General features: G+C 57.0%; 1 protein-coding gene (running past one end of the window). It reads right to left on the bottom strand.

Translation table 11 applies throughout. The features are described 5' to 3' along the window. Positions 1–22441 carry the 3' portion of a non-ribosomal peptide synthase/polyketide synthase gene (locus IRJ17_RS28210; protein WP_278189445.1) on the bottom strand. 818 nt of this gene lie beyond the right edge of the window, so the window shows 22441 of its 23259 coding nt (coding positions 819–23259); its start codon lies beyond the right edge, outside the window; its stop codon occupies positions 1–3.

Consider the following 22441-nt stretch of genomic DNA (forward strand, 5'->3'; position numbering starts at 1 on the left):
TTACTTGTCTTGGATGAGATCAAGCAAGTCGGCAATCTCTTCGTCATCCCAGCCAAATTCGGACAAGTTGCTCGCAGCCGATTGGGCTGGTGCGGCGGCTTTGTCTGTCTTTGCGTGTGCAAGCAATTGGCGCAAGGCAGTGATGTAGTAATCTGCCAGCGCTTCGATCGTTTCCTTGCGGTAAATTTCTTTGCTGAAGGCGATGCTCACCACCAGTTGACCACCGACGACCGAGCACCCGAAATCGAGCAGGTGTTGGCGATCCGAGTTGCGGTTGAAGTTGTCGCCTCTCGCTTCGCTGGCAAAGCCGAACAGGGAGTCCGTGTCACGAACCGCCTGATCCAGCTGGCCGAGGTAGTTGAAGCTGATCTGCGCTTTGGGCAAAGACTTGAACTTCTCCGCCGTTTCCTTGTTCAAGTAACGGAGGATGCCGTAGCCGATTCCTTTGTGCGGAATGCTGCGCAACTGTTCTTTCGTCATTTGCAGCGCTTCTGTAAGCGAGCTTGTTCCCCGCGTATCCAGCAAAATCGTGTACATGCTCGTGAACCAGCCGACTGTCCGGGACAGATCGACATCGTCAAAAATGTCTTCGCGTCCGTGCCCTTCCAGATGCACCAAAGTGGTCTGATTGCCCGTCCAGACGAAGACCGCTTCTGCCAAGGCAGTCAGCAAGACGTCGTTGATCTGGGTTTGGTAGACGGCTGGCAGCTCTTGCAACAGCACTTTCGTCTCTTCCTGCGTCAAGGCGACGGAAACGGTTCTGGCTGCAAGCTCGCGGTTTTGACCGTGCTCGTAATCTTTTGGCAGAGCAGCTACCTCTGTATCGAGACGGCTCAGCCAGTAGTCGGCCTCTTCCGTGAGACTGTCGGACGCGGCGTACTCGACCAGTTTTTCCGCCCAATATTTGTAGGAGCTTGTCTTCGGCGGCAGTTGTACCTGCTTGCCTTGCAAAAGCTGGTTGCACGCCTTGTTCAAGTCTTCCGTGATGATTCGCCATGACACCCCGTCGACTGCCAGGTGGTGAATGACGAGCAGCAAACGGCCTTCCTGCCCGGCGCCCATGTCGAAGTAAACGGCGCGGAGCAACGGGCCATCCGCCAGGTGCAAGCTTGCCTGCGCTTCCCCGGACAGCTTCTCGATCTGCTCCACTTGCTGGTTCGCTGGCAAATCTCCCAGCTCCACCACATAAAACGGAATGATATCGGTCCACTCAGCGCCCGCCTGCTTCCACGCTCCATTTTGATGGTAGAAACGGAGACGCAAGGCATCATGGTGACCGAGCAAGTGATAAAAGGCTTGTTTCAAAATCTCTGGATCGATCGGCTGAACGGTGAGCAGGACGGATTGGTTCCAATGGTTGCGATCCGCCAGTTTTTGCTCGAAGAACCAGTGCTGAATCGGCAGGAGCGGCACTTCGCCTGTGACAAGACCTTGTTCCGCGCAAGTGTTGACCGAATCTCCCACAGCATGCGACAGCTCGGCAATCGTCTGATTTTCGAATAAAAGCTTGGGCGACAGGCGGATGCCGGACTGCCCTGCTCTGGCCACAATCTGAATGCTCAGGATCGAATCTCCGCCGAGTTCAAAGAAGTTGTCGTGAATCCCGACTTCCTCGACTCCGAGCACTTCCTTCCATATTTGCGCCAAAACTTTTTCGACGAACGTCTCTGGAGCTACATATTCGCCATCAGCAGCTGTGTACTCCGGTACAGGCAAGGCCCGGCGGTCTACTTTGCCGTTTGGCGTGAGCGGCAGAGCTTTCAGCGTGACAAAGGCCGCTGGCACCATGTATTCCGGCAGTTTCTCCTTGAGGTAGCCGCGCAAATCGTCAGCTTGTTCCGCATCGCCTTCTGCGACCACGACATAGGCGGCCAGTCGTTTCACGCCCGGCATATCTTCGCGGGCAAGAACGATCGCCTCTTTGACCGCTGGGTGCTGATACATCACACTCTCAATCTCGCCCAACTCGACGCGGAAACCGCGGATGCTCACCTGGTCGTCGGAGCGGCCGATAAATTCGATCTGGCCGTCTGGCAAGTAGCGCACGAGATCCCCCGTCCGGTACATTTTTGCCCCGCGATTCGCTGTGAACGGATTGTCGACGAAACGTTCCTGCGTCAGATCAGGACGCTTGTAGTAACCGCGAGCCAAGCTGCTGCCGGCAATGTACAACTCGCCTGTCACACCAATCGGCACTGGCTGGCGCTGTTCGTCCAAAATGTACACTTGCACGTTGTCAATCGGTCGGCCGATCGAAGGCGGAGTGACCTGACCAGCTTGAACCGCGACGATGCCTGCTGTGGCGACGACCGCATTTTCCGTAGGGCCGTACTGGTTGACCAGCGTAAACGGCACATGCTCCGCCGGGTAATGATGCAGCTTGTCGCCGCCTGTCAGCACGTAACGCAAGGCAGCATGGGACGGCCAGTCAACAGACAGCATGCTCTCTGCCAATGGCGTCGGCAGGAAGCTGATCGTGATTCCTTCGGCAACGAGCCAGTCGCGCAGTTTTTCCGGGATGAGACGAATCTCTTCCTGCGGCAAGTACAGCGTGGCTCCTGCCGTCATGTACGGCCAAATTTCCCAGACAGCGGCGTCGAAGGCTGTTCCCGCGATTTGCGATGCCCGATCATCTGGCGTGATGGCGTAGGCACGTTGGTGCCAATAAATGAGGTTCAACAGAGCGCGGTGCTCGATCTCTACCCCTTTTGGCGTTCCGGTTGAGCCGGACGTGTAGATCACGTAGGCGAGCTGGTCGGTTGTCGCTGCCATTTCCGGCGCTTGCGTGCTCTCTTCGGCAATGACCTCCCAGTCCGCATCGAGGCAAATGAACGCGGCATCGCCCGCAGGCAATGTTTCCAGCAAGCGTTCTTGCGTCAGCACAAACGGCATGCCTGTGTCTGCCATCATGAAAGCCAGACGCTCTTGCGGATAGGCTGGGTCCATCGGAACAAACGCGCCGCCCGCCTTGAGAATGCCCAGTTGTCCGACGATCATCTCGCTGGAGCGTTCGACGCAAATCCCGACGAGCGTCTCTGGTGTAATCCCTTGCTGTTGCAGGTAGTTCGCCAACTGGTTCGCTTTTGCATCCAGTTGTGCGTACGTGAGCGAGCCTTCGGCGAAGACGACCGCCAGTTGCTCCGGCATTTTTTCGGCCATAGCGGCAACCAGCTCGTGCACGGTTTGCTCGTACGTGTAAGTGGCAGCCGTGTTGTTCCAAGCGGATACAAGCTGCTCGCGCTCACCTGTCGCAAGCAGCGGCAACGCCTGAATCGAGCTGTCCGGTCGGGCGACGATGCCCTCCAGCAGCTGATGGAAATGATTGACCATGCGCACGATCGTGCTGTGGTCGAACAGATCGGTGTTGTAGTCAAACGTAGCGACCAAGCCGTTTTGCGTTTCCGCCATCGTCAGGCTGATGTCGTACTTGGACATGACGGCTTCGTTCTTGCTTTCAAACGGCACGATCTCGATGCCCTCAAATTCACGGGTCAGCATCTGGAAGTTTTGCAGGGCAAACATGACTTGGAAAAGCGGCGAGTAGCTCAGGCTGCGCTCCAGCTCCAGTTCGTCTATTAACTTTTCAAAGGGCAGGTCTTGATGGGTGTAGGCTTCCAGCGCCGTATCGCGTACTCTCGACAGCAGTTCGCGGAAAGTAGGTGCGCCGGACATGTCCGTTCTCATCGCCAAGGTGTTGATGAAAAAGCCGATCATCGACTCGGTTTCCTGTTTGTTGCGTCCGGCGACCGGGCTGCCGACGATGATGTCGTCTTGACCGCTGTAGCGATAGAGCAAAGTCTGGAACGCCGCAAGCAACGTCATGAACAGCGTCGCGCCTTCTTGGCGGCTTAAAGCGTGCAGCTTTTCTGTCAACGCCAGCGGGAACGCCGTCGTGTACAAGGCTCCGTGATGCGTTTGCACAGCCGGGCGCGGACGATCTGTCGGCAAAGCCAGCATCGGCTCGGCGGCCCCCAGTTTTTCTTTCCAGTAAGCCAGTTGCTGTTCGAGCACCTCGCCTTGCAGCCATTCGCGCTGCCACGCGGCAAAATCGGCGTATTGCAGCGGCATTTCGGCGAGCTGCAGCGTATCTCCCTTGGAGAGCGCTTCGTAAATCGTCGCAAGCTCTCCCATGAAAATGCTCATCGACCAACCGTCAGAGACGATATGGTGCATGTTGAGCAGGAAGACGAAATCTTCTTCACCCGTCTGAATCAGCGTAGCTCGCAGCAACGGCCCTGTACGCAAGTTGAACGGCTGGCTGGCCTCTGCCTTTTCCAGACGCTGTACCGCAGCTTCGCGCTCTTCGTCCGGCAAATCGCGCAGGTCGATTTCAGCGAGACGCCATTCCATCGGCTCGTGAATGACTTGCACCGCTTCTCCGCCGATGTCGGTGAAAGTCGTGCGCAAGCTTTCGTGCCGCTCGATGATCGTTTGCAGGCTGCGCTCCCATGCCCGGATGTTGAGCTGCCCTTGAATCCGTACGGCAGACGGGATGTTGTACAAGGCGCTGTCCGGCATCAGGCGATCCAGGAACCACAGCCTTTGCTGGGCGAAAGACAGCGGCAACTGTTTGTCCCGCGGTACAGGGACGAGCGGAATGCTGGTGACGCCTGATTGCTCCTCTAGCAGCCCGGCAAGCTTTTCGCTCATTCCGGCCACCTCTGGATGTTCGAACAGCGTGCGCAGCGGGACATTGACGCCAAATGCTTCTTTTAAACGGGAGACGGCTTGCGTAGCCAAAAGCGAGTGTCCGCCCAGTTCAAAGAAATCATCGTAAACGCCGACGCGCTCTACAGAAAGCACTTGTGCCCAAATGTTCGCCACGATTTCTTCGATCGGCTTGCGCGGCGCCACGTACGCTTTGCCTGTCTCGGCATGTCCGTAGTCAGGAGCTGGAAGGGCGCGGCGATCCACTTTTCCGTTGACCGTGAGCGGAATTTTTTCCAGCCAGACGTAGCCTGCTGGCACCATGTATTCCGGCAAGGTCGACTTCAAGTAGCGGACAAGCTCTGCTTCATCCGGCTGCTGCCCGGTCGCGGCGACCAGATAAGCCGCCAGACGTTTGTCTCCCGCTCCCTCCTGCCGTGCGATCACGACGACATTTTGCACCGCTGGATGCTGTCTGAGCGCATTTTCGATTTCCCCCAGCTCGATGCGGTAGCCGCGGATTTTCACCTGGTCGTCGATCCGGCCGAGAAATTCCAGCTCGCCGTTTTCCAAGTAACGCACCAGGTCGCCCGTCCGGTACAGTCGCTCGCCTGCTTGGCCGAACGGGTTCGCGATAAAGCGCTCTGCTGTAAGCTCGGGACGGTTCCAGTAACCTCTCGCTACCCCTTTTCCGCCGATGTACAGCTCACCTGGCACGCCGATTGGCACAGGTTGCAGATGAGCGTCCAGCACGTAGACCGTCGTATTGGCGATCGGGCGGCCAATTGGCGGATTTTTGCCGTCGTCCTGGCAATGCTTGAGCGTAGCCGTGACGGTTGTTTCGGTCGGTCCGTAGCAGTTGATGAATTGACGGCCTGTAGCGTAGCGGGCGACAAGCTCCCGGCTTGGCGCTTCCCCTCCGACAATGATCGTCCGCAAGTCTGGCAAATCTGCTTCTGGCAAGGCAGCCAGCACAGAGGAAACCATCGCGAAGGTCGTAATTCGTTGCTCCTGGAGCACCCGGATCAGCTCTGGTCCCGGCAAAAGCGACTCGCGATCCTCGATTACGAGTGTCGCTCCGGCGAGCAGGCTCATGACGATCTCCGAGACCGACACGTCGAAGCTGAACGAGATGAATTGCAGGACGCGGCTGGTCGCATCGATCTGGAAATGGCGGATCAAGTCATAGGCCAAATTGATCACGCTGCGATGCTCGATCATTACGCCTTTTGGCAATCCGGTCGAGCCGGACGTATAGATCACGTAAGCGAGATTGTGCTCGCCGACGCTCGTTTCCGCGTTTGTGACAGGCTCGTTCGCCAATTCGTCGCTGTCCAGGCAAATGACCTGACGGGACGAAGCTGGCAGTCTGTCTGTAAGTGAAGCCTGCGTCAACAAAACGCTCGCCTGCGAATCCTCGATCATGTAGGCAATCCGTTCTTGCGGGTGCGCCGGGTCGAGCGGAACGTAAGCTGCCCCTGCTTTCATCACGCCGAGGAAAGCGACGATCATTTCCGGAGAACGCTCGACGCAAATGCCTACCAGCTCATCCGGTTTTACCCCTTCAGCAAGCAATCGGTGGGCCAACTGGTTTGCCCGCTCGTTCAACTCGGCATAGGTCAGTTCCACGTCCTTGTAGACGAGAGCAACGGCATCCGGCGTCTTTTCCACTTGCTGTTCAAACGCCTGATGGACGCATAGCTGCTGCGGGTAGGCCACGCTCGTCTCGTTCCAGTCGACCAAAACTTGCTGGCGCTCGCGCTCACTGATCATCGACACGTCCTGGAGACGTTGTTCCGGCTTTGCTGTCATGTCCTGAAGCAACTGAGACATCTGCTGCAACACGCGCTCGATTTGCTCAGGCGCAAAGCGGTTTTGCTCGTACTTGATTTTTACAATCAACTCTTCGCCCGGGCCGCAGACGACCGTAAGCGGATAGTTCGTCTGCTCGATCGTCTCCACGTCAGACAAGCGCAACTGGTGCTGCTCGTCTTTCACCGACTCCCCGATCGGGTAATTTTCAAAAATGAAAATGCTTTCGAACAAGGCGGTGTTGCGCGTCATTTCACTCCAGCCCTGGATGTCGACCAATGGCGTGTACTCATACTGGCGAAGCTCCACTTGCTGCTCCTGCATGCCGCGCAGCCATTCCCGAACGGATTGGTTCGCATCCAAAGCAACGCGAATCGGCAAAGTGTTGATGAAAAGTCCCACCATGCTCTCTACGCCAGGCAGATCGGCGGGACGCCCGGACCCTGTCGCACCGAAGACGACGTCATCCGTTCCGCCGTAGCGGCCAAGCATCAGCGCCCACGCCCCTTGCACCAACGTATTCAGCGTCAACTGGTGCGAGCGGACAAAAGCTTGCAAGCGGGCGGTCGCGTCTTTCGCCAGACGAATTTCTTGCTCCTCGTACCCTTTTGGCAAATCAGCCCGGCCGCCAGTGCTGTTGCCCATCGCCAGTGGAGTTGGCTCGTAAAAGCCTGCAAGCTGCTCACGCCAAAATTGTTCGGCGGCTTGCAAGTCTTGCCGCTGTACCCACTCTACGTAATGAGCGAACGGTTGAACAAAGCTGTGCGCGACCTCTTTTCCTTCTGCCAGAGACAAATAAGCGCTAAACCAGTCTTTCAGCACAATCGGGATGCTCCAGCCATCGAGCAAGACGTGGTGGAAGCTCCATGTGAAGCGATACGCACTCTCGCTCAACTGGAACAGCGTCCAGCGCATGAGTGGTGCCACAGCGATCTCGAAGCTGCGTCGGCGGTCAGCCGCCAAATATTCGCTCAGCTCCGCTTTTTGCTGGTCAGGCGTCAGATGGCGCAGGTCGATTTTTTCCACGCACGCCTTCACTTGCTTGCGGACGACTTGATGCGGTTCCGTCAAGCCTTCCCATATAAACGAGGTGCGCAAAATCGAATGGCGATCCACGACCTTTTGCCACGCCTGCTCAAACGCTTCGACATCCAGTCCTTCCACCGTCATCGCCAGCTGAACGACGTAGTCTCCTCCCTCCTGCTCGTACAGAGAGTGGAACAACATGCCGCCTTGCAGCGGACTTAGCGGATAGACGTTTTCGATCGAGCGATTTTGTCCCAAATACTTGTCGAGCGCGCGCTGATCCATCCGTGCGAGCGGGAAGTCAGATGGCGTATAGCCGCCTGCCGCTTCGGACTGGGCATGCGCAATGATTTCACGCAGCGCTTCCAAATAGTTGTGGGCAAGCTGCTGGATCGTGGCTTCCTCGTGAATGTTTTCGCTGTACATCCACGTGACGTGGAGCTGCTCCCCTGCAATCACGCTGTTTACGTCGAGCAGGTGCTGGCGAATCGCCTGCTGCCCCACATTGGCGCCTCTCGCTTCTTGCGCCATCCCGAATTTCGACTCGGGCACAACTGCCTGATCAAATTGTCCGAGGTAGTTGAAGCTGATTTCTGCCTGCGCCTTTTCTGCCAGACGCTTTTGCAACTCCTCATCCTCGCTCAAATAGCGCAAAATGCCGTAACCGACGCCTTTGTTCGGAATGCTGCGCAGTTGTTCCTTGACCGCTTTCAGCGTGTCTCCCCACGGCTTCGTCGGGTCGACCGAAAGCTGTACCGGGTACAGGCTCGTAAACCAGCCAACCGTCCGGGACAAGTCTGCGCCCTCGATCAACTCCTCGCGCCCATGCCCTTCCAAATGAATCGCGACTGTCTGCTCGCCTGTCCAGCGATGGAGCGCTTTGGTCAAAGCGGCAAGCAGCACGTCATTGATTTGCAGACGATATGGCGAGAGCGTATCTTGCAGCAAGGCGCGAGTCTCTTCCGCGTTCAAGGAAAGCATGACTTGTTTAACGGTCGCTTCCGTGTTTTCGCTTGGCTCGAAGGTGCGGTCAATCGGCAGCGGTTTTACCTCGTCCATTTGTTCCAGCCAAAATGCTTTTTCCTGATCAAGCGCTTCGGACGTCGCGTACAATCGCAATTGCTCGGCCCACGTCTTGAACGAGGTCGTCTTCGCCGCAAGCTGCACCGCTTGTCCTTTTGCCAATTGCTCGTAAGCGGTTTGCAAGTCTTCGAGCAAAATGCGCCAAGATACACCGTCTACCACAAGATGGTGAGCGACGATCAACAGACGGCCCGGCTGTTCGGCCCCCAGCTGGAAGTAAACTGCTTGGACAACAGGCCCCTCAGTCAGATCGAGGCTCGCTTGCACTTCGCTGGATATTTCCTCCAATCGCGCCTCTTGCTCCGCCGTCGTCGGGAAGGCGGAAAGGTCGATGCTGCGGAAAGGAATTGTCTCGGGAAGTCCTTCGATCCGCTGTGTCCAGCCTTGCTCTGTCTGGCTATAGCGCATGCGCAATGCGTCATGATGAGCGAGCAGGCACTCGATGGTGCGCTCCAAAACAGCCAAATCCACAGGCTGCTGCACCGCCAAAAGCAAGGATTGATTCCAATGGTGCACAGACGGCTGTTCGGAGGCGAAGAACCACGTTTGAATCGGCGTGAGCGGTACGTCACCTGTCACGATGCCCTGTTCATTCGGCAGTTTTGTTGCTTCGCTTGCGTCCGTCACTGTAGCGACGCTTGCCAATTCCGCAATCGTCTGGTTTGCCAAAAGCTGTTTCGGCGTCAGGCGAATCCCCGCCTGGTTGGCCCGGGACACGATCTGGATGCTCAGGATCGAGTCGCCACCCAGTTCGAAAAAGTTATCGTGTATCCCAACATCCGCTAATCCAAGAACATTTTTCCATATATGCGCAAGCTTGATCTCCAGCTCGGTTGCCGGAGCTACATAAGTGCCGTCCGCCTCGCTATTGAACAGATCAGGCGCTGGCAATGCGCGGCGATCCACTTTGCCGTTCGGAGTCAGCGGCAGGTCAGCCATGAAGACAAAAGCCGCTGGCACCATGTACTCAGGCAACATTTCCTTCAAGTAGCTGCGGAAGTCGCCTGCTTGAACGGCTTGTCCTTCCTGCCCTTCTCGCTGCACGATATAGGCGACAAGCCGCTTCATCCCCGGCATGTCTTCGCGAACGAGGACAATCGTTTCTTTGACCGCCGGGTGGCTGTACAGAACCGTTTCGATTTCACCGAGTTCGACGCGGAAGCCGCGAATGCTCACCTGGTCGTCAGCGCGTCCGATGAACTCGATGTTTCCATCCGGCAAGTAGCGGACAAGGTCCCCGGTCTTGTACATGCGCGCGCCCGCTTTTTGCCCGTACGGATTCGCGATGAAGCGTTCTCTGGTCAAGTCAGGACGATGCAAATAACCGCGCGCCAGGCTGTCTCCGGCGATGTACAGCTCTCCCGCTACGCCAATTGGCACGGGTTGCAGCTTTTCATCGAGCACGTACACCTGCACATTGTCGATCGGACGGCCGATTGATGGCGCGGATACTTGGCCCGCTGCTGCCGGAACGATGCCTGCCGTGGCGACGACGGCGTTTTCCGTCGGCCCGTATTGGTTCGCCAAAACAAACGGCAGCGTTGCCGGCGGGTAGTCGTGCAGCTTGTCTCCCCCTGTCAGCATGTAGCGCAGCTTGGCATCGCTCGGCCACTCCAAGGTCAGCAACCGTTCCGCCAATGGCGTCGGCAAAAAGCTGATGGTGATGCCTGACGCGACGAGCCAATCTCGCAGCTGCTCCGGCACGAGACGAATTTCTTCGGACGGGAGGTATAGCGTCGCTCCCTTTGTCAAATACGGCCAGATTTCCCAGACAGAAGCGTCAAAAGCTGTCCCGGCAATTTGCGTCGCCCGGTCTTCTGCGCCCACCTCATACGCGCGCTGGTGCCAAGAGACGAGATTTAACAAGGCAGCATGCTCGATCTCTACCCCTTTTGGCGTTCCGGTCGAACCAGACGTGTAAATGACGTAGGCCAAATTGTCGCGGTTTGTAGCGATCACCGGAGCCACGTCGCTCTCTTCTGCAATGAGACTCCAATCGCGATCCAGGCAAAGGAACGTCGCTCTCGCCTCTGGCAATTGCGCAAGCAGATGCTCCTGGGTCAATACGACTGGCATCTCGGCATCTTGCATCATGAACGCGAGCCGCTCTTGCGGATACGCCGGGTCCATCGGGACATAGGCACCGCCCGCCTTGAGTATCCCCAACTGGGCGACGAGCATGTCGATGGAGCGATCCAGGCAAACTCCGACAAGCGTTTCGGAGATAATTCCCTGCTTGTGCAAGTAATTCGCTACTTGATTCGCTTTGGCATCCAGCTCGGCATAGGTGATCTGTCCTTCGTCCGAGACGACTGCCAGTTGATTCGGCAGCTGCTGCGCGATTCGGGCAACCTGCTCATGCACGCACGTATCGCGTTCTGACGGCACGCTCGTATCGTTCCATTGGAAAAGCACTTGCTTACGCTCCTGGTCGCTGACAAGCGGAATGGCAGTGATCGGTTGCAGCGGATTGACCGAAACAGCTGCAAGCAGGTTGGCGTAATGGCCCGCCATGCGCTCAATCGTCGCCGGATCAAACAGATCGGTATTGTATTCAAAGGTCGCCATCAGCCCTGCAGGCAATTCGACCGTGGTCAAGGTGATGTCAAACTTCGCGCTGACTCCCTCTTGACCGATGTGGAACGGCTCAAGGCGAATGTGCGACAGCGCTTGGGCGTCCATCGGGATGTTTTGCAAAACGAACATCACCTGGAACAGCGGCGAGTAGCTAAGGCTTCGTTCCAGCTCCAGTTCATCGATCAGCTTTTCAAACGGCAGGTCTTGATGGGCGTACGCTTCCAGCGCCGTCTCGCGCACTTTTCCGAGCAAATCGCGGAAGGTCGGTTCACCGGACAGGTCCGTGCGCATCGCCAGTGTATTAATGAAGAAGCCGATCAGCGACTCGGTTTCCTGTCTGTTGCGTCCCGCGACCGGACTGCCGACGACGATGTCGCTTTGGCCGCTGTAGCGATAAAGCAAGGTCTGGAAGGCAGCGAGCAAGGTCATGAACAAAGTCGAGCCTTCTTCCCGGCTGAGTGTTTTCAAAGCCGCAAGCCGTTCTGCCGGAAGCGTGATCGTATGCATGGCTCCTTTGTGACTTTGCACGGCCGGACGCGGACGGTCTGTCGGCAGGGCAAGCAGCGGTTCTGCGCCACCGACTTTTGCTTTCCAATACGCAAGCTGCTGCTCCAGCACGTCGCCTTGCAGCCAATCGCGCTGCCATGCGGCATAGTCAGCGTATTGCAGCGGCAGTTCGGCAAGCTGCGGCGTTTCTCCGGCAGACAATGCTTCGTATATGGTCACAAGCTCTTCCATGAATACGTTCATCGACCAGCCATCCGCAACGATATGGTGCAGGTTGAGCAAAAAGACGTACTCCTGCTGAGCCATGACGAGCAAACTCGCCCGCAGCAACGGGCCGCGCTCCAGGTCAAACGGTCGCTTGGCATCTTCTATCGCGAGCTGCAATGCCTTCGCTTCGCGCTCAGCTTCGGCCCATTCGCGCAAATCCACTCGGCCCAGGCTCCACTCGATTGCCGGGTGAATGATTTGCACCGCTTCCCCGTCTCGATCCGAAAAAGTCGTCCGCAAGCTCTCGTGACGCTGGATCAGCAGCTTGAGACTGCGTTCCCACGCCTCGACATCCAGTTCCCCGTGCAGACGGGCAGCAGACGGGATGTTGTACAGGGAGCTGTTCGGGATCAGCCTGTCCAGGAACCACAACCGTTGTTGCGCAAACGAAAGCGGTACATGCTGGTCGCGCGGCACTGGCACGATTGGCTGGCTGCGAAGAGCGGTTTCCCCTTGCAAAAGGGACGCAATCTGTGTACTGATCGCGGCCGGCGTCGGGTGATCGAACAGCATGCGCAGCGGCAATTCTACGCCAAATGCTTGCCGCAAGCGGGAAATCGCTTGTGTCGCCAGGAGCGAATGTCCGCCCCGCTCAAAGAAATCGTCATGCACGCCGATTTTCTCGACGGAAAGCAGCTGCGCCCATATATTCGCTACCATTTCCTCCGTCGGCGTCCGCGGCGCGACATACTCTTGGCGTGTCGCCAAAATCCCCCAATTCGGTGCGGGCAATGCTCTGCGGTCGACTTTTCCGTTCACCGTGAGCGGAATCGCATCCATAAAGACAAAGCCTGCCGGGATCATGTAGTCGGGCAATGTCTCTTTCAAGTAACGGGCAAGCTCCTCTGCGGCTGGTTGTGCTTCGCCCGCTGCCACCATATACGCAGCCAGACGCTGCTCCCATGCGATGACAACCGCTTCCTGAATCGCCGGGTGCTGGCTGAGCGCACTTTCGATTTCGCCCAGCTCGATGCGGTACCCGCGAATTTTCACTTGGGTATCGATGCGTCCGAGGAACTCAAGGTTGCCGTCTGGCAAATAGCGAACGAGGTCGCCCGTGCGATACAGACGCTCTCCTTTTGCTCCGAACGGATGCGCGATAAAGCGCTCTGCGGTAAGCTCCGGGCGGTTCCAGTAGCCGCGCGCCAGTCCTTTTCCACCGATGTACAGCTCGCCGGGCACCCCTACAGGTACAGGCTTTTGATTCGCATCCAGCACGTACAAGGTCGCGTTGGCGAGCGGACGACCGATCGGCGCGCTCTTCATCCCCGCGTTGCAAAGCATCATCGTGGAGCAAACCGTTGCCTCTGTCGGCCCGTAGCAGTTGAAAAACTGACGACGATCCGCATAGCGGGCGACAAGCTCGCGGCTCGGTGCTTCTCCGCCCACGATCAGCGTCTGCAAATCAGGCAGATCGGCGGCGGGCAGTGCCGCCAGAACCGAAGACACCATCGAGACTGTCGTGATGCGCTTTTGTTGCAAAACCGAGATTAATTCCGGGCCAGGCAAAAGCACTTCGCGATCCTCGATCACCAAGGCCGCACCTGCGAGCAACGCCATGACGATCTCGGACACAGACACGTCAAAACTGAACGACGTAAACTGCAAGACGCGGCTGGATGGCTGAATCCGGAACGCCTCGATCAAGGCATGAGCCAGATTCACCACGCTGTGATGCTCCACCATGACCCCTTTTGGCAATCCGGTTGAACCAGATGTGTACATGACATAAGCCAGATTTTGCTCCGTTACCTCGCTTGCCGGATTGGCAACAGGCTCATTTGCCAGCGAATCACCGTCCAGGCAAATCACGCGAGCCTGCGTTTTTGGCAAAAGCTCAGCCAAAGATTGCTGCGTCAGCAAAATGCTCGCCTGCGAATCTTCGACCATGTAGGCGATGCGCTCTTGCGGCAAAGCCGGGTCGATTGGCACGTAGGCAGCTCCTGCTTTCATCACCCCGAAAATTCCGATGATCATTTCCGGGGAGCGTTCGACGCAGATGCCGACCAAGGTGTCCGGCTTCACTTCTTGCGCGAGCAGCCGATGCGCCAGTTGGTTTGCCCGCTGGTTCAGATCGGCGTACGTCAGCTCCACGTCTTTGTAGATGAGCGCCACGGCATCCGGCGTCTTTTCCACTTGCTGTTCAAAGGCTTGCTGCACGCAAAGCCCGGTCGGATAGTCCACCTTCGTCTCGTTCCACTCGATCAAAACCTGCTTTTGTTCACTCTGACTAATCATGTTCACGTCAGCCAACAGCTGATCCGGGTTGGCGGTCATCGATTGGAGCAAAAGCGTCATTTGCTCCAGCACGCGTTCGATGCGTCCACCGTCAAATCGGCTTTGGTCGAACTTGATTTTCACGAGAAACTCGGCGCCAGGGCCGCAAACAACCGTAAGCGGGTAGTTCGTCTGCTCGACCGAGTCCACATCCGCGATCTGGAAGCTGTGATCGACTTCTTTGACCGACTCGTCAATCGGGTAGTTCTCGAAGATGAAAATGCTCTCGAACAGCGGAGCGTTGCGGGCCATTTCACTCCAGCCGTGGATGTCGACCAGCGGCGTGTATTCGTACTGGCGCAGCTCCACTTGCAGCTCTTGCAGTTCGCGCAGCCACTCCCGGACTTTTTTGCCGGGGTCCAGCGTCACGCGAATCGGTAACGTATTGATGAACAGCCCCACCATGTTTTCTACGCCAGGCAAATCGGCAGGACGACCTGATCCGGTTGCTCCGAATACGACATCTGCTTCTTTGCTGTACGTGCCGAGGATCATCGCCCAGGCACTTTGCACCAATGTGTTCAGCGTCACCTGATGCTGGCGGGCAAAAGCTTGCAGCTCTCGCGTCCGCTCTGCGGAGAAGCGGATGCTGCGCTCATCGTAGCTTTTCGTCTCCCCGACAGGTTGCACAGTCTGCCCGAAGTTCACTTGCGTCGGTGCGTAGATCCCTTTCAGATGGTTGCGCCAGAAGCGTTCAGCCGCTTGCAAGTCCTGGCGCTGAATCCACGCGACATACTGGGAAAACGGATGGACAGCGCCGAACTGAATGTCTTTTCCGTCAGCCAGAGCCATATAGGCAGCGAACCAGTCTTTCATGACCAGCGGCACGCTCCAGCCGTCAAGCAAGACGTGGTGGAAGCTCCAAATAAACCGATAGGCCGTATCGCTGATGCGAAGCAACGTCCAGCGCATGAGCGGCGGTTCTGTGATCGCGAAGCTGCGCTTGCGATCCTCCTCCAAAAAGGCGTCCCACTCCGCTTTCTGCTGATCGGCGGGCACATGCCGCCAATCTTGTTCATCCACGACAACCTGGACGTGCTTGCGAACGATCTGATGCGGTGTGGACACCCCGTCCCAAATAAACGATGTACGCAAAATGGAGTGGCGATCCACGACTTTTTGCCACGCTTGCTGGAAAACGTCGACCTCGACATGGTGCATCGTCATGGAAAACTGAACCACGTAGTCTCCGCCCGCATGTTCGTACAAGGAATGGAAAAGCATTCCTTCCTGCAATGGCGTCAGCGGATAGACGTTCTCGATGGAGCGATCCCGGCCCACATAGTTGTCGATGGCGCGCTGATCCAGCCGTGCTAACGGGAAATCGGATGGGGTGTAGCCCCCTGCCTCTTCTGATCGGCAATGTTCCATAATCTCGCGCAAAGACTCCATGTAATCACGGGCAAGCGCTTCGATTGTTTCTTGGTTATGGATGTTCGCGTTGTACATCCAGGTGATATGCAATTGCTCCCCGGAAATGGCGCTGTTCACATCAATCAAATGAGCGCGAATCGCGTCTGCGGCGATATTCGCCCCTCGCGACTCCTCGGCCATGGCGAACTTCGCGCCAGCCGATACTACCTGGTCAAACTGCCCGAGGTAGTTGAAGCTGATCTCCGGCTTCGTATGGGCTTGCAGTTGCTCTTTCCACTCGTCATCATTGCTGAGGTATTGCAGGATGCCGTAGCCGATGCCTTTTTGCGGAATGTGGCGCAGCTGCTCCTTGACTGCTTTCAGCACATGCCCCCATGGCTTCGACTGGTCAAAGTCAAGCTGTACCGGATACATGCTCGTGAACCAGCCAACCGTCCGGGACAAATCCGCACCTTCGATGATTTCCTCGCGTCCGTGCCCTTCCAGATGGACATGCAACGTCTTTTGCCCTGTCCAACGCTGCATCGCTTTCGCCAAAGCGGCCAGCAATACATCGTTGATTTGCAGGCGGTAAGCGGTAAGCGTCTCATGCAGCAAGGCGCGCGTCTCGTCTGCCCGAAGCGAAAGCGTCACTTGCTTCGCAGCCGCTTCCGTGTTCTCGTTCGGCTCGTACGGATGATCGACCGGAAGCGGGCTTCCGCCGCTGCTTTGTTGCAGCCAGTACGCTTTTTCCTGCTCTAGCGTATCCGAGTCGGCATAGGCAGCCAATTTTTCCGCCCACATTTTGAACGAAGTCGTTTTCGCCGGGAACGACACGTCTGCATGGTTCGCCAATCGCTCGTAGGCATGCTGCAAATCTTCGAGCAAAATGCGCCACGAGACGCCGTCGACGACCAGGTGGTGAACGACGAGCAGCAATCGGCCCGCTTTCTGTTCACCCAGATTGAAATACACGGCTTGAACGACATTGCCTTCCGCAATATTCAGGCTCGCTTGCACCTCGCTGGCGATTTCCTCCAGGCGGGCTGCCTGCTCTTGTTCTTGTGTCGAAAGGTCGGACAAATCCACGCAACGGAACGGGGTGTGGTCGCCAAGTCCGTTCATTTGCTGCGTCCACGCGCCATCCACGAAAGAAAAGCTCATGCGCAACGCATCGTGGTGGGACAGCAAGCTTGCGATGGCACGCTCCAGCGCGGATACGTCAACCGGTTGCTGAACGGTCAGCAGCAAAGATTGATTCCAATGGTGCAACGACGGTTGGTCGGCTGCAAAAAACCACTTCTGAATCGGGGTAAGCGGCACATTTCCCGTCACGATGCCCTGTTCGTTTTCCCATTTCGTATGGGGCAACTGGCTGGAATCCGCCACGACGCGCAGCAATTCGGCAATCGTCTGGTTTTCGAACAGTTGCTTTGGCGTGAGCCGAATCCCGAGCTGGTTGGCCCGGGCCACGATCTGGATGCTGAGAATCGAATCGCCGCCCAGTTCAAAAAAGTTGTCGTGGATGCCCACATCAGTGACACCCAGCACCGTTTTCCATATATCCGCAAGCTTCACTTCCAGCTCCGTGGCAGGAGCGACATAACCGCTGGCGGCCTCGCTGCGCGCATACTCGGGAGTCGGCAGCGCCCGGCGATCCACTTTTCCGTTCGGAGTCAACGGGAAGCTGTCCATCTGCACGAAAGCGGACGGGATCATGTACTCAGGCAGCTTATCTTTCAAATACGAACGCATCTCGACAGGCTCGACGGTTTGGCCGCCTGCAAAAACGAGGTAAGCGGCAAGCCGTTTGTCGCCAGGGGCATCCTCGCGCACCATGAGAAACGCTTCTTGCACAGCCGGATGGCGAAGCAGTGCCGTCTCGATCTCGCCCAATTCGATGCGGAAACCGCGGATTTTCACCTGGCTGTCGATCCGCCCGATAAACTCGATCGCGCCGTCTGGCAAATAACGCACCAGATCGCCCGTCCGGTACAGACGCGAAGCTTTTTGCGGGTCGAACGGATTGTCGACGAACCGCTCTGCGGTCAGCTCCGGGTTGTTCAAGTAACCGCTGGCAAGCCCATCGCCGCCTATATACAATTCGCCAGCCACGCCCAGCGGAACGGGCTGCCTGTTTTTGTCCAAGACGTACACGGTCGTGTTGCTGATCGGTCGGCCAATCGGGAAGGAAGTAATCTCTTCCGCCAGCTCTGTGACAGGATAGCAGCACGTAAAAGTCGTGTTTTCCGTCGGGCCGTAGCCGTTGATTACCGTCACTCCGCCCAGCGCCAGCACTTTGCGCACGTGCGGAACAGAGACGACATCGCCGCCGACGAGCAGTTGGCGCACCCCGCGCAAATAGTCTGCGTTATGGTCGACCATGATCGAGAACAAACCTGCCGTCAGCCAAAGCGTCGTCACCTTGTGCTGCACAATCGCTTCGCCCAGTTCATCGAGGGATGGCAAATCCGGCGGCATCAGCACCAGCTTGGCTCCGTTCAACAACGCGCCCCAGATTTCAAAAGTAGCCGCGTCAAACGAAACCGTAGACGCTTGCAGGAATACGTCCGCTTCGCTAATCGTGACGTAGTTCGTGTTTTTGACCAGGCGGACGATGCCGCGATGAGCGACGAGAACCCCTTTTGGCGTGCCTGTCGAACCGGACGTGTAAATGACGTAGGCGAGACTGTCTTTTGTCGTATCCACAGCAGGCGCAAGCGGGCTTTCCGCTGTCCACTTTTTCGCATCGCGGTCGAGATAGACCGTGCGGCGCTTGCGTCCTTTCCATTGCTTGCCTAAATGTTTTTGCGTCAGCAAAATCGATACGTTGGCATCTGCCAGCATGAAGGCGAGGCGCTCTTCGGGATAAGCCGGATCGAGCGGCACATACGCTCCGCCTGCTTTCAAAATCGCAAGCAGACCGACGAGCATATCCAGCGAACGGTCGACGCACAGCCCGACGAGAGTGCCTGCTTCCACGCCTTGCTTTTGCAAGTAGTTGGCGAGCTGATTCGCTTTTGTATCCAGTTCGGCGTAGGTCAATTGCTGGTCACCCGCAACTGCGGCGATGCGCTCCGGGTACCGGGCTGCTGTTTCTGCAAACAGTTGGTGCGCCGTTTTGTCGCGCGGATAGTCGGTGGCTGTCTCGTTTTGTTCCACCACCAGCCTATTCCATTCGCTCTCGCCGAGGAGGGCGAGCTGATCGAGCGACGCTTCCGGTTGCGTGACGATCGACGCCAACAAATGTTGCAAATGCTCAGCCATTCGCTCAATCGTCGTGCGGTCGAACAAGTCCGTGCTGTACTCAAATGCAGCGACGAGGGTGTCTTCCTTCTCTCGCATCGTCAAAGTCAGGTCGAACTTGGAAGTCGTCAGATGGCTCTCGGTATCCACTGGCGCAACGTGAAGACCTGCTGTCTCGACGTCCTCGAGTGGGAAGTTTTGCAGGACGAACATCACCTGGAACAGCTGCGAGTAGCTGAGACTGCGCTCCAGTTGCAGTTCATCGACCAGCTTTTCAAACGGCACATCTTGATGCGCATAAGCTGCCAGCGCTGTTTCGCGCACCCGCGCCAGCAATTCGGTAAAGGGCAAATCTCCTGACAAGCTCGTGCGCAAAGCAAGCGTGTTGACGAAGAAGCCGATCAATTTCTCGGTTTCCTGACGATTGCGTCCAGCTACCGGACTGCCCACGACGATGTCTTCCTGACCGCTGTAGCGATACAGCAACGTTTGGAAAGCGGCGAGCAATGTCATGAACAAGGTCGTGTTGGCTTCCTTGCTGAGCTTTTTCAATTTAGCGAGCAAATCGTGCGAAAAGCTCGTCGTGTAAGTCGCCCCTTCGTAGCTTTGCACGGCAGGACGCGGTCGGTCTGTCGGCAAAGCGAGCAGCGGTTCCGCCCCGCCGAGCTTCTCTTTCCAGTAGGCGACCTGCTGCTCCAATACTTCGCCCTCCAGCCACTCGCGCTGCCAGGCGGCAAAATCGGCATACTGAATCGGCATTGGCGCAAGCTGCGGCACTTCGCCTTTGCTGTACGCTTCGTAATGGGCAAACAACTCGCGCAGGAAGACGCCCACTGACCAGCCGTCAGAAACAATGTGATGCATGTTGATCAAAAAGACGTGCGCTTGCTCCTCTGTCCGGATCATCGTCGCGCGCATCAACGGACCTTGGCGCAGATCGAACGGCCGGGCGGCATCGTCAGCAGCCAGACGCGCGATTGCTTGCTGCTTCTCCTCGCTGGAACGGTCGCGCAAGTCCACGGTATCCAGTTTCCAGTCCAGTTGCGGATGAATCACCTGTACGGCTTGTCCGTCTATGTCAGTGAACGTCGTACGCAAGCTTTCGTGACGGGCGATAATCGCTTGCAAGCTTTTCTCCCATGCTGCGACGTCGAGTTCCCCCTGCAAACGCAGCGCAAACGGGATGTTGTACATCGGGTTGTCCGGCATCAACTGATCGAAGAACCACAAGCGTTGCTGGGCAAAAGACAGCGGCAAAGCGCCATCTCTTGGCACAGGCTGAATCTGAGTCGAGCTGCCATCCGTGCCCGGCTCTCCCAGTTGAAGAGCGGCCGTTTGTTCACTCCATGCGGCAATCGTCGGGTGCTCAAAAATCGAGCGCACAGACTGCTCGACTCCAAACACTTCGCGCAGCCGGGAAATGACCCGTGTCGCCAAAAGGGAGTGACCGCCAAGCTCGAAAAAGTTATCGTGAATCCCCACTTTTTCGACTCCAAGCACCTGCGACCATATGCTTGCGATCAGCTCTTCCGCCTGATTGCGCGGCTCTGTGTATGCTTTTGTCTCTGAACGGTTCCCCCACTCCGGCTCCGGCAAGCGTCTGCGGTCGATCTTGCCGTTTGCTGTCAGCGGCATCGCGTCTAGGAACACATAAGCAGAAGGCACCATGTATTCAGGCAGTTTCGTTTTGAGCCATGCCTGCAAATCGGCAACTTCTGGCGCATCGTCTTTGGCAACCGTCACATACGCTGTCAAATGCTTCTCGCCACGGTCGTTTTCCCGCGCCATCACGACCGTTTCACTCACTTCCGGGTGCAAGGCAAGCGCTGCTTCCACTTCCCCCAATTCGATGCGGAAACCGCGGATTTTCACCTGGTTGTCGATCCGCCCGATAAATTCAATCGTGCCGTTCGGCAAGTAGCGCACCAGATCGCCCGTCCGGTACAGACGCGATCCTTTTTGCGGGTCGAACGGATTCTCCACGAACCGCTCTGCGGTCAGCTCCGGATTGTTCAAGTAACCAAGAGCAAGGCCGTCTCCCCCTATGTATAACTCGCCTGCTGCTCCATACGGGACAGGCTGCTTGTGTTTGTCCAAGACGTATACGGTCGTGTTGCTGATCGGTCGGCCAATCGGGAAGGAAGTAATATCTTCGGACAACTCCGTGACAGGATAGCAGCACGTAAAAGTCGTATTCTCCGTCGGGCCGTAGCCGTTGATTACCGTCACTCCGCCCAGCGCCAGCACTTTGCGCACGTGCGGAACAGAGACGACATCGCCGCCGACGAGCAGTTGGCGCACCCCGCGCAAATAGTCCGCGTTATGGTCGACCATGATCGAGAACAAGCCTGCCGTCAGCCAAAGCGTCGTTACTTTGTGCTGCACAATCGCCTCTCCGAGTTCATCGAGGGATGGCAAATCCGGCGGCATCAGCACCAGCTTGGCTCCGTTCAACAACGCGCCCCAGATTTCAAAAGTAGCCGCGTCAAACGAAACCGTAGACGCTTGCAGGAATACGTCCGCTTCGCTAATCGTGACGTAGTTCGTGTTTTTGACCAGGCGAACGACGCCGCGATGCACGGCGAGAACTCCTTTTGGCGTGCCTGTCGAGCCGGACGTGTAAATGACGTAGGCGAGACTGTCTTTTGTCGTATCCACAGCAGGCGCAAGCGGGCTTTCCTCTGCCCACTTTTTCGCGTCGCGGTCGAGATAGACGATACGGCGCTTGCGTCCTTTCCATTGCTTGCTCAAATGCTTTTGCGTCAGCAAAATGGAAATTTTCGCATCTGCCAGCATGAAGGCAAGACGCTCTTCGGGATAAGCCGGATCGAGCGGCACATACGCTCCGCCTGCTTTCAAAATGCCGAGCAGACCGACGAGCATATCCAGCGAACGGTCGACGCACAGCCCGACGAGAGTGCCTGCTTCCACGCCTTGCTTTTGCAAGTAGTTGGCAAGCTGATTCGCTTTCGCTTCCAGCTCGGCATAGGTCAATTGCTGATCACCCGCAACTGCGGCAATGCGCTCCGGGTGCCGGGCTGCCGTTTCCGCAAACAACTGGTGCACCGTTTTGTCGCTCAGATAGTTGGTTGCCGTGTCGTTCAGCCCGACAAGCAGATGCTGTCTTTCTTCGGGACGGAGCAATGACAGCGCAGACAGGGACCGCTCCGGATTGTCGACGATAGCTTCCAGAATAAGCGCCAGCTGGTCGAGTGTTCGTTCGATCGCCGCTTGTTCAAAGCGGTCTGTCGCATACATCATTTTGATGCTGAACGGATCACCCGGAATCCCGACAACCGTAAGCGGATTATCCACCTCCTGGAAGTGCTGCACAGCGGAGATGGTAAAGCCGACTTCTTTCTCGTCCTCTTCGCCAAGCGGATAGTTCTCGAATACGAAAATGCTCTCGAACAGCGGTGTCCCGCGCGGAACGTCCGTCCAGCCTTGAATGTCGACCAACGACGTGTATTCATACTGGCGCACTTTGGATTGCTGTTCCTGCAAAGCTTTGAACCAGTCAGCCAATGATTGCTCCGGTTCGATCTTCGCTTTCATCGGCAACGTGTTGATAAACATCCCGACCATTTGCTCGACGCCAGGCAGGTCGCTCGGACGGCCGGAGCCGGTTACTCCGTACACGACGTTT

Source organism: Brevibacillus parabrevis (genome assembly GCF_022701015.1).
In the GTDB taxonomy this organism is placed as follows: domain Bacteria; phylum Bacillota; class Bacilli; order Brevibacillales; family Brevibacillaceae; genus Brevibacillus; species Brevibacillus parabrevis.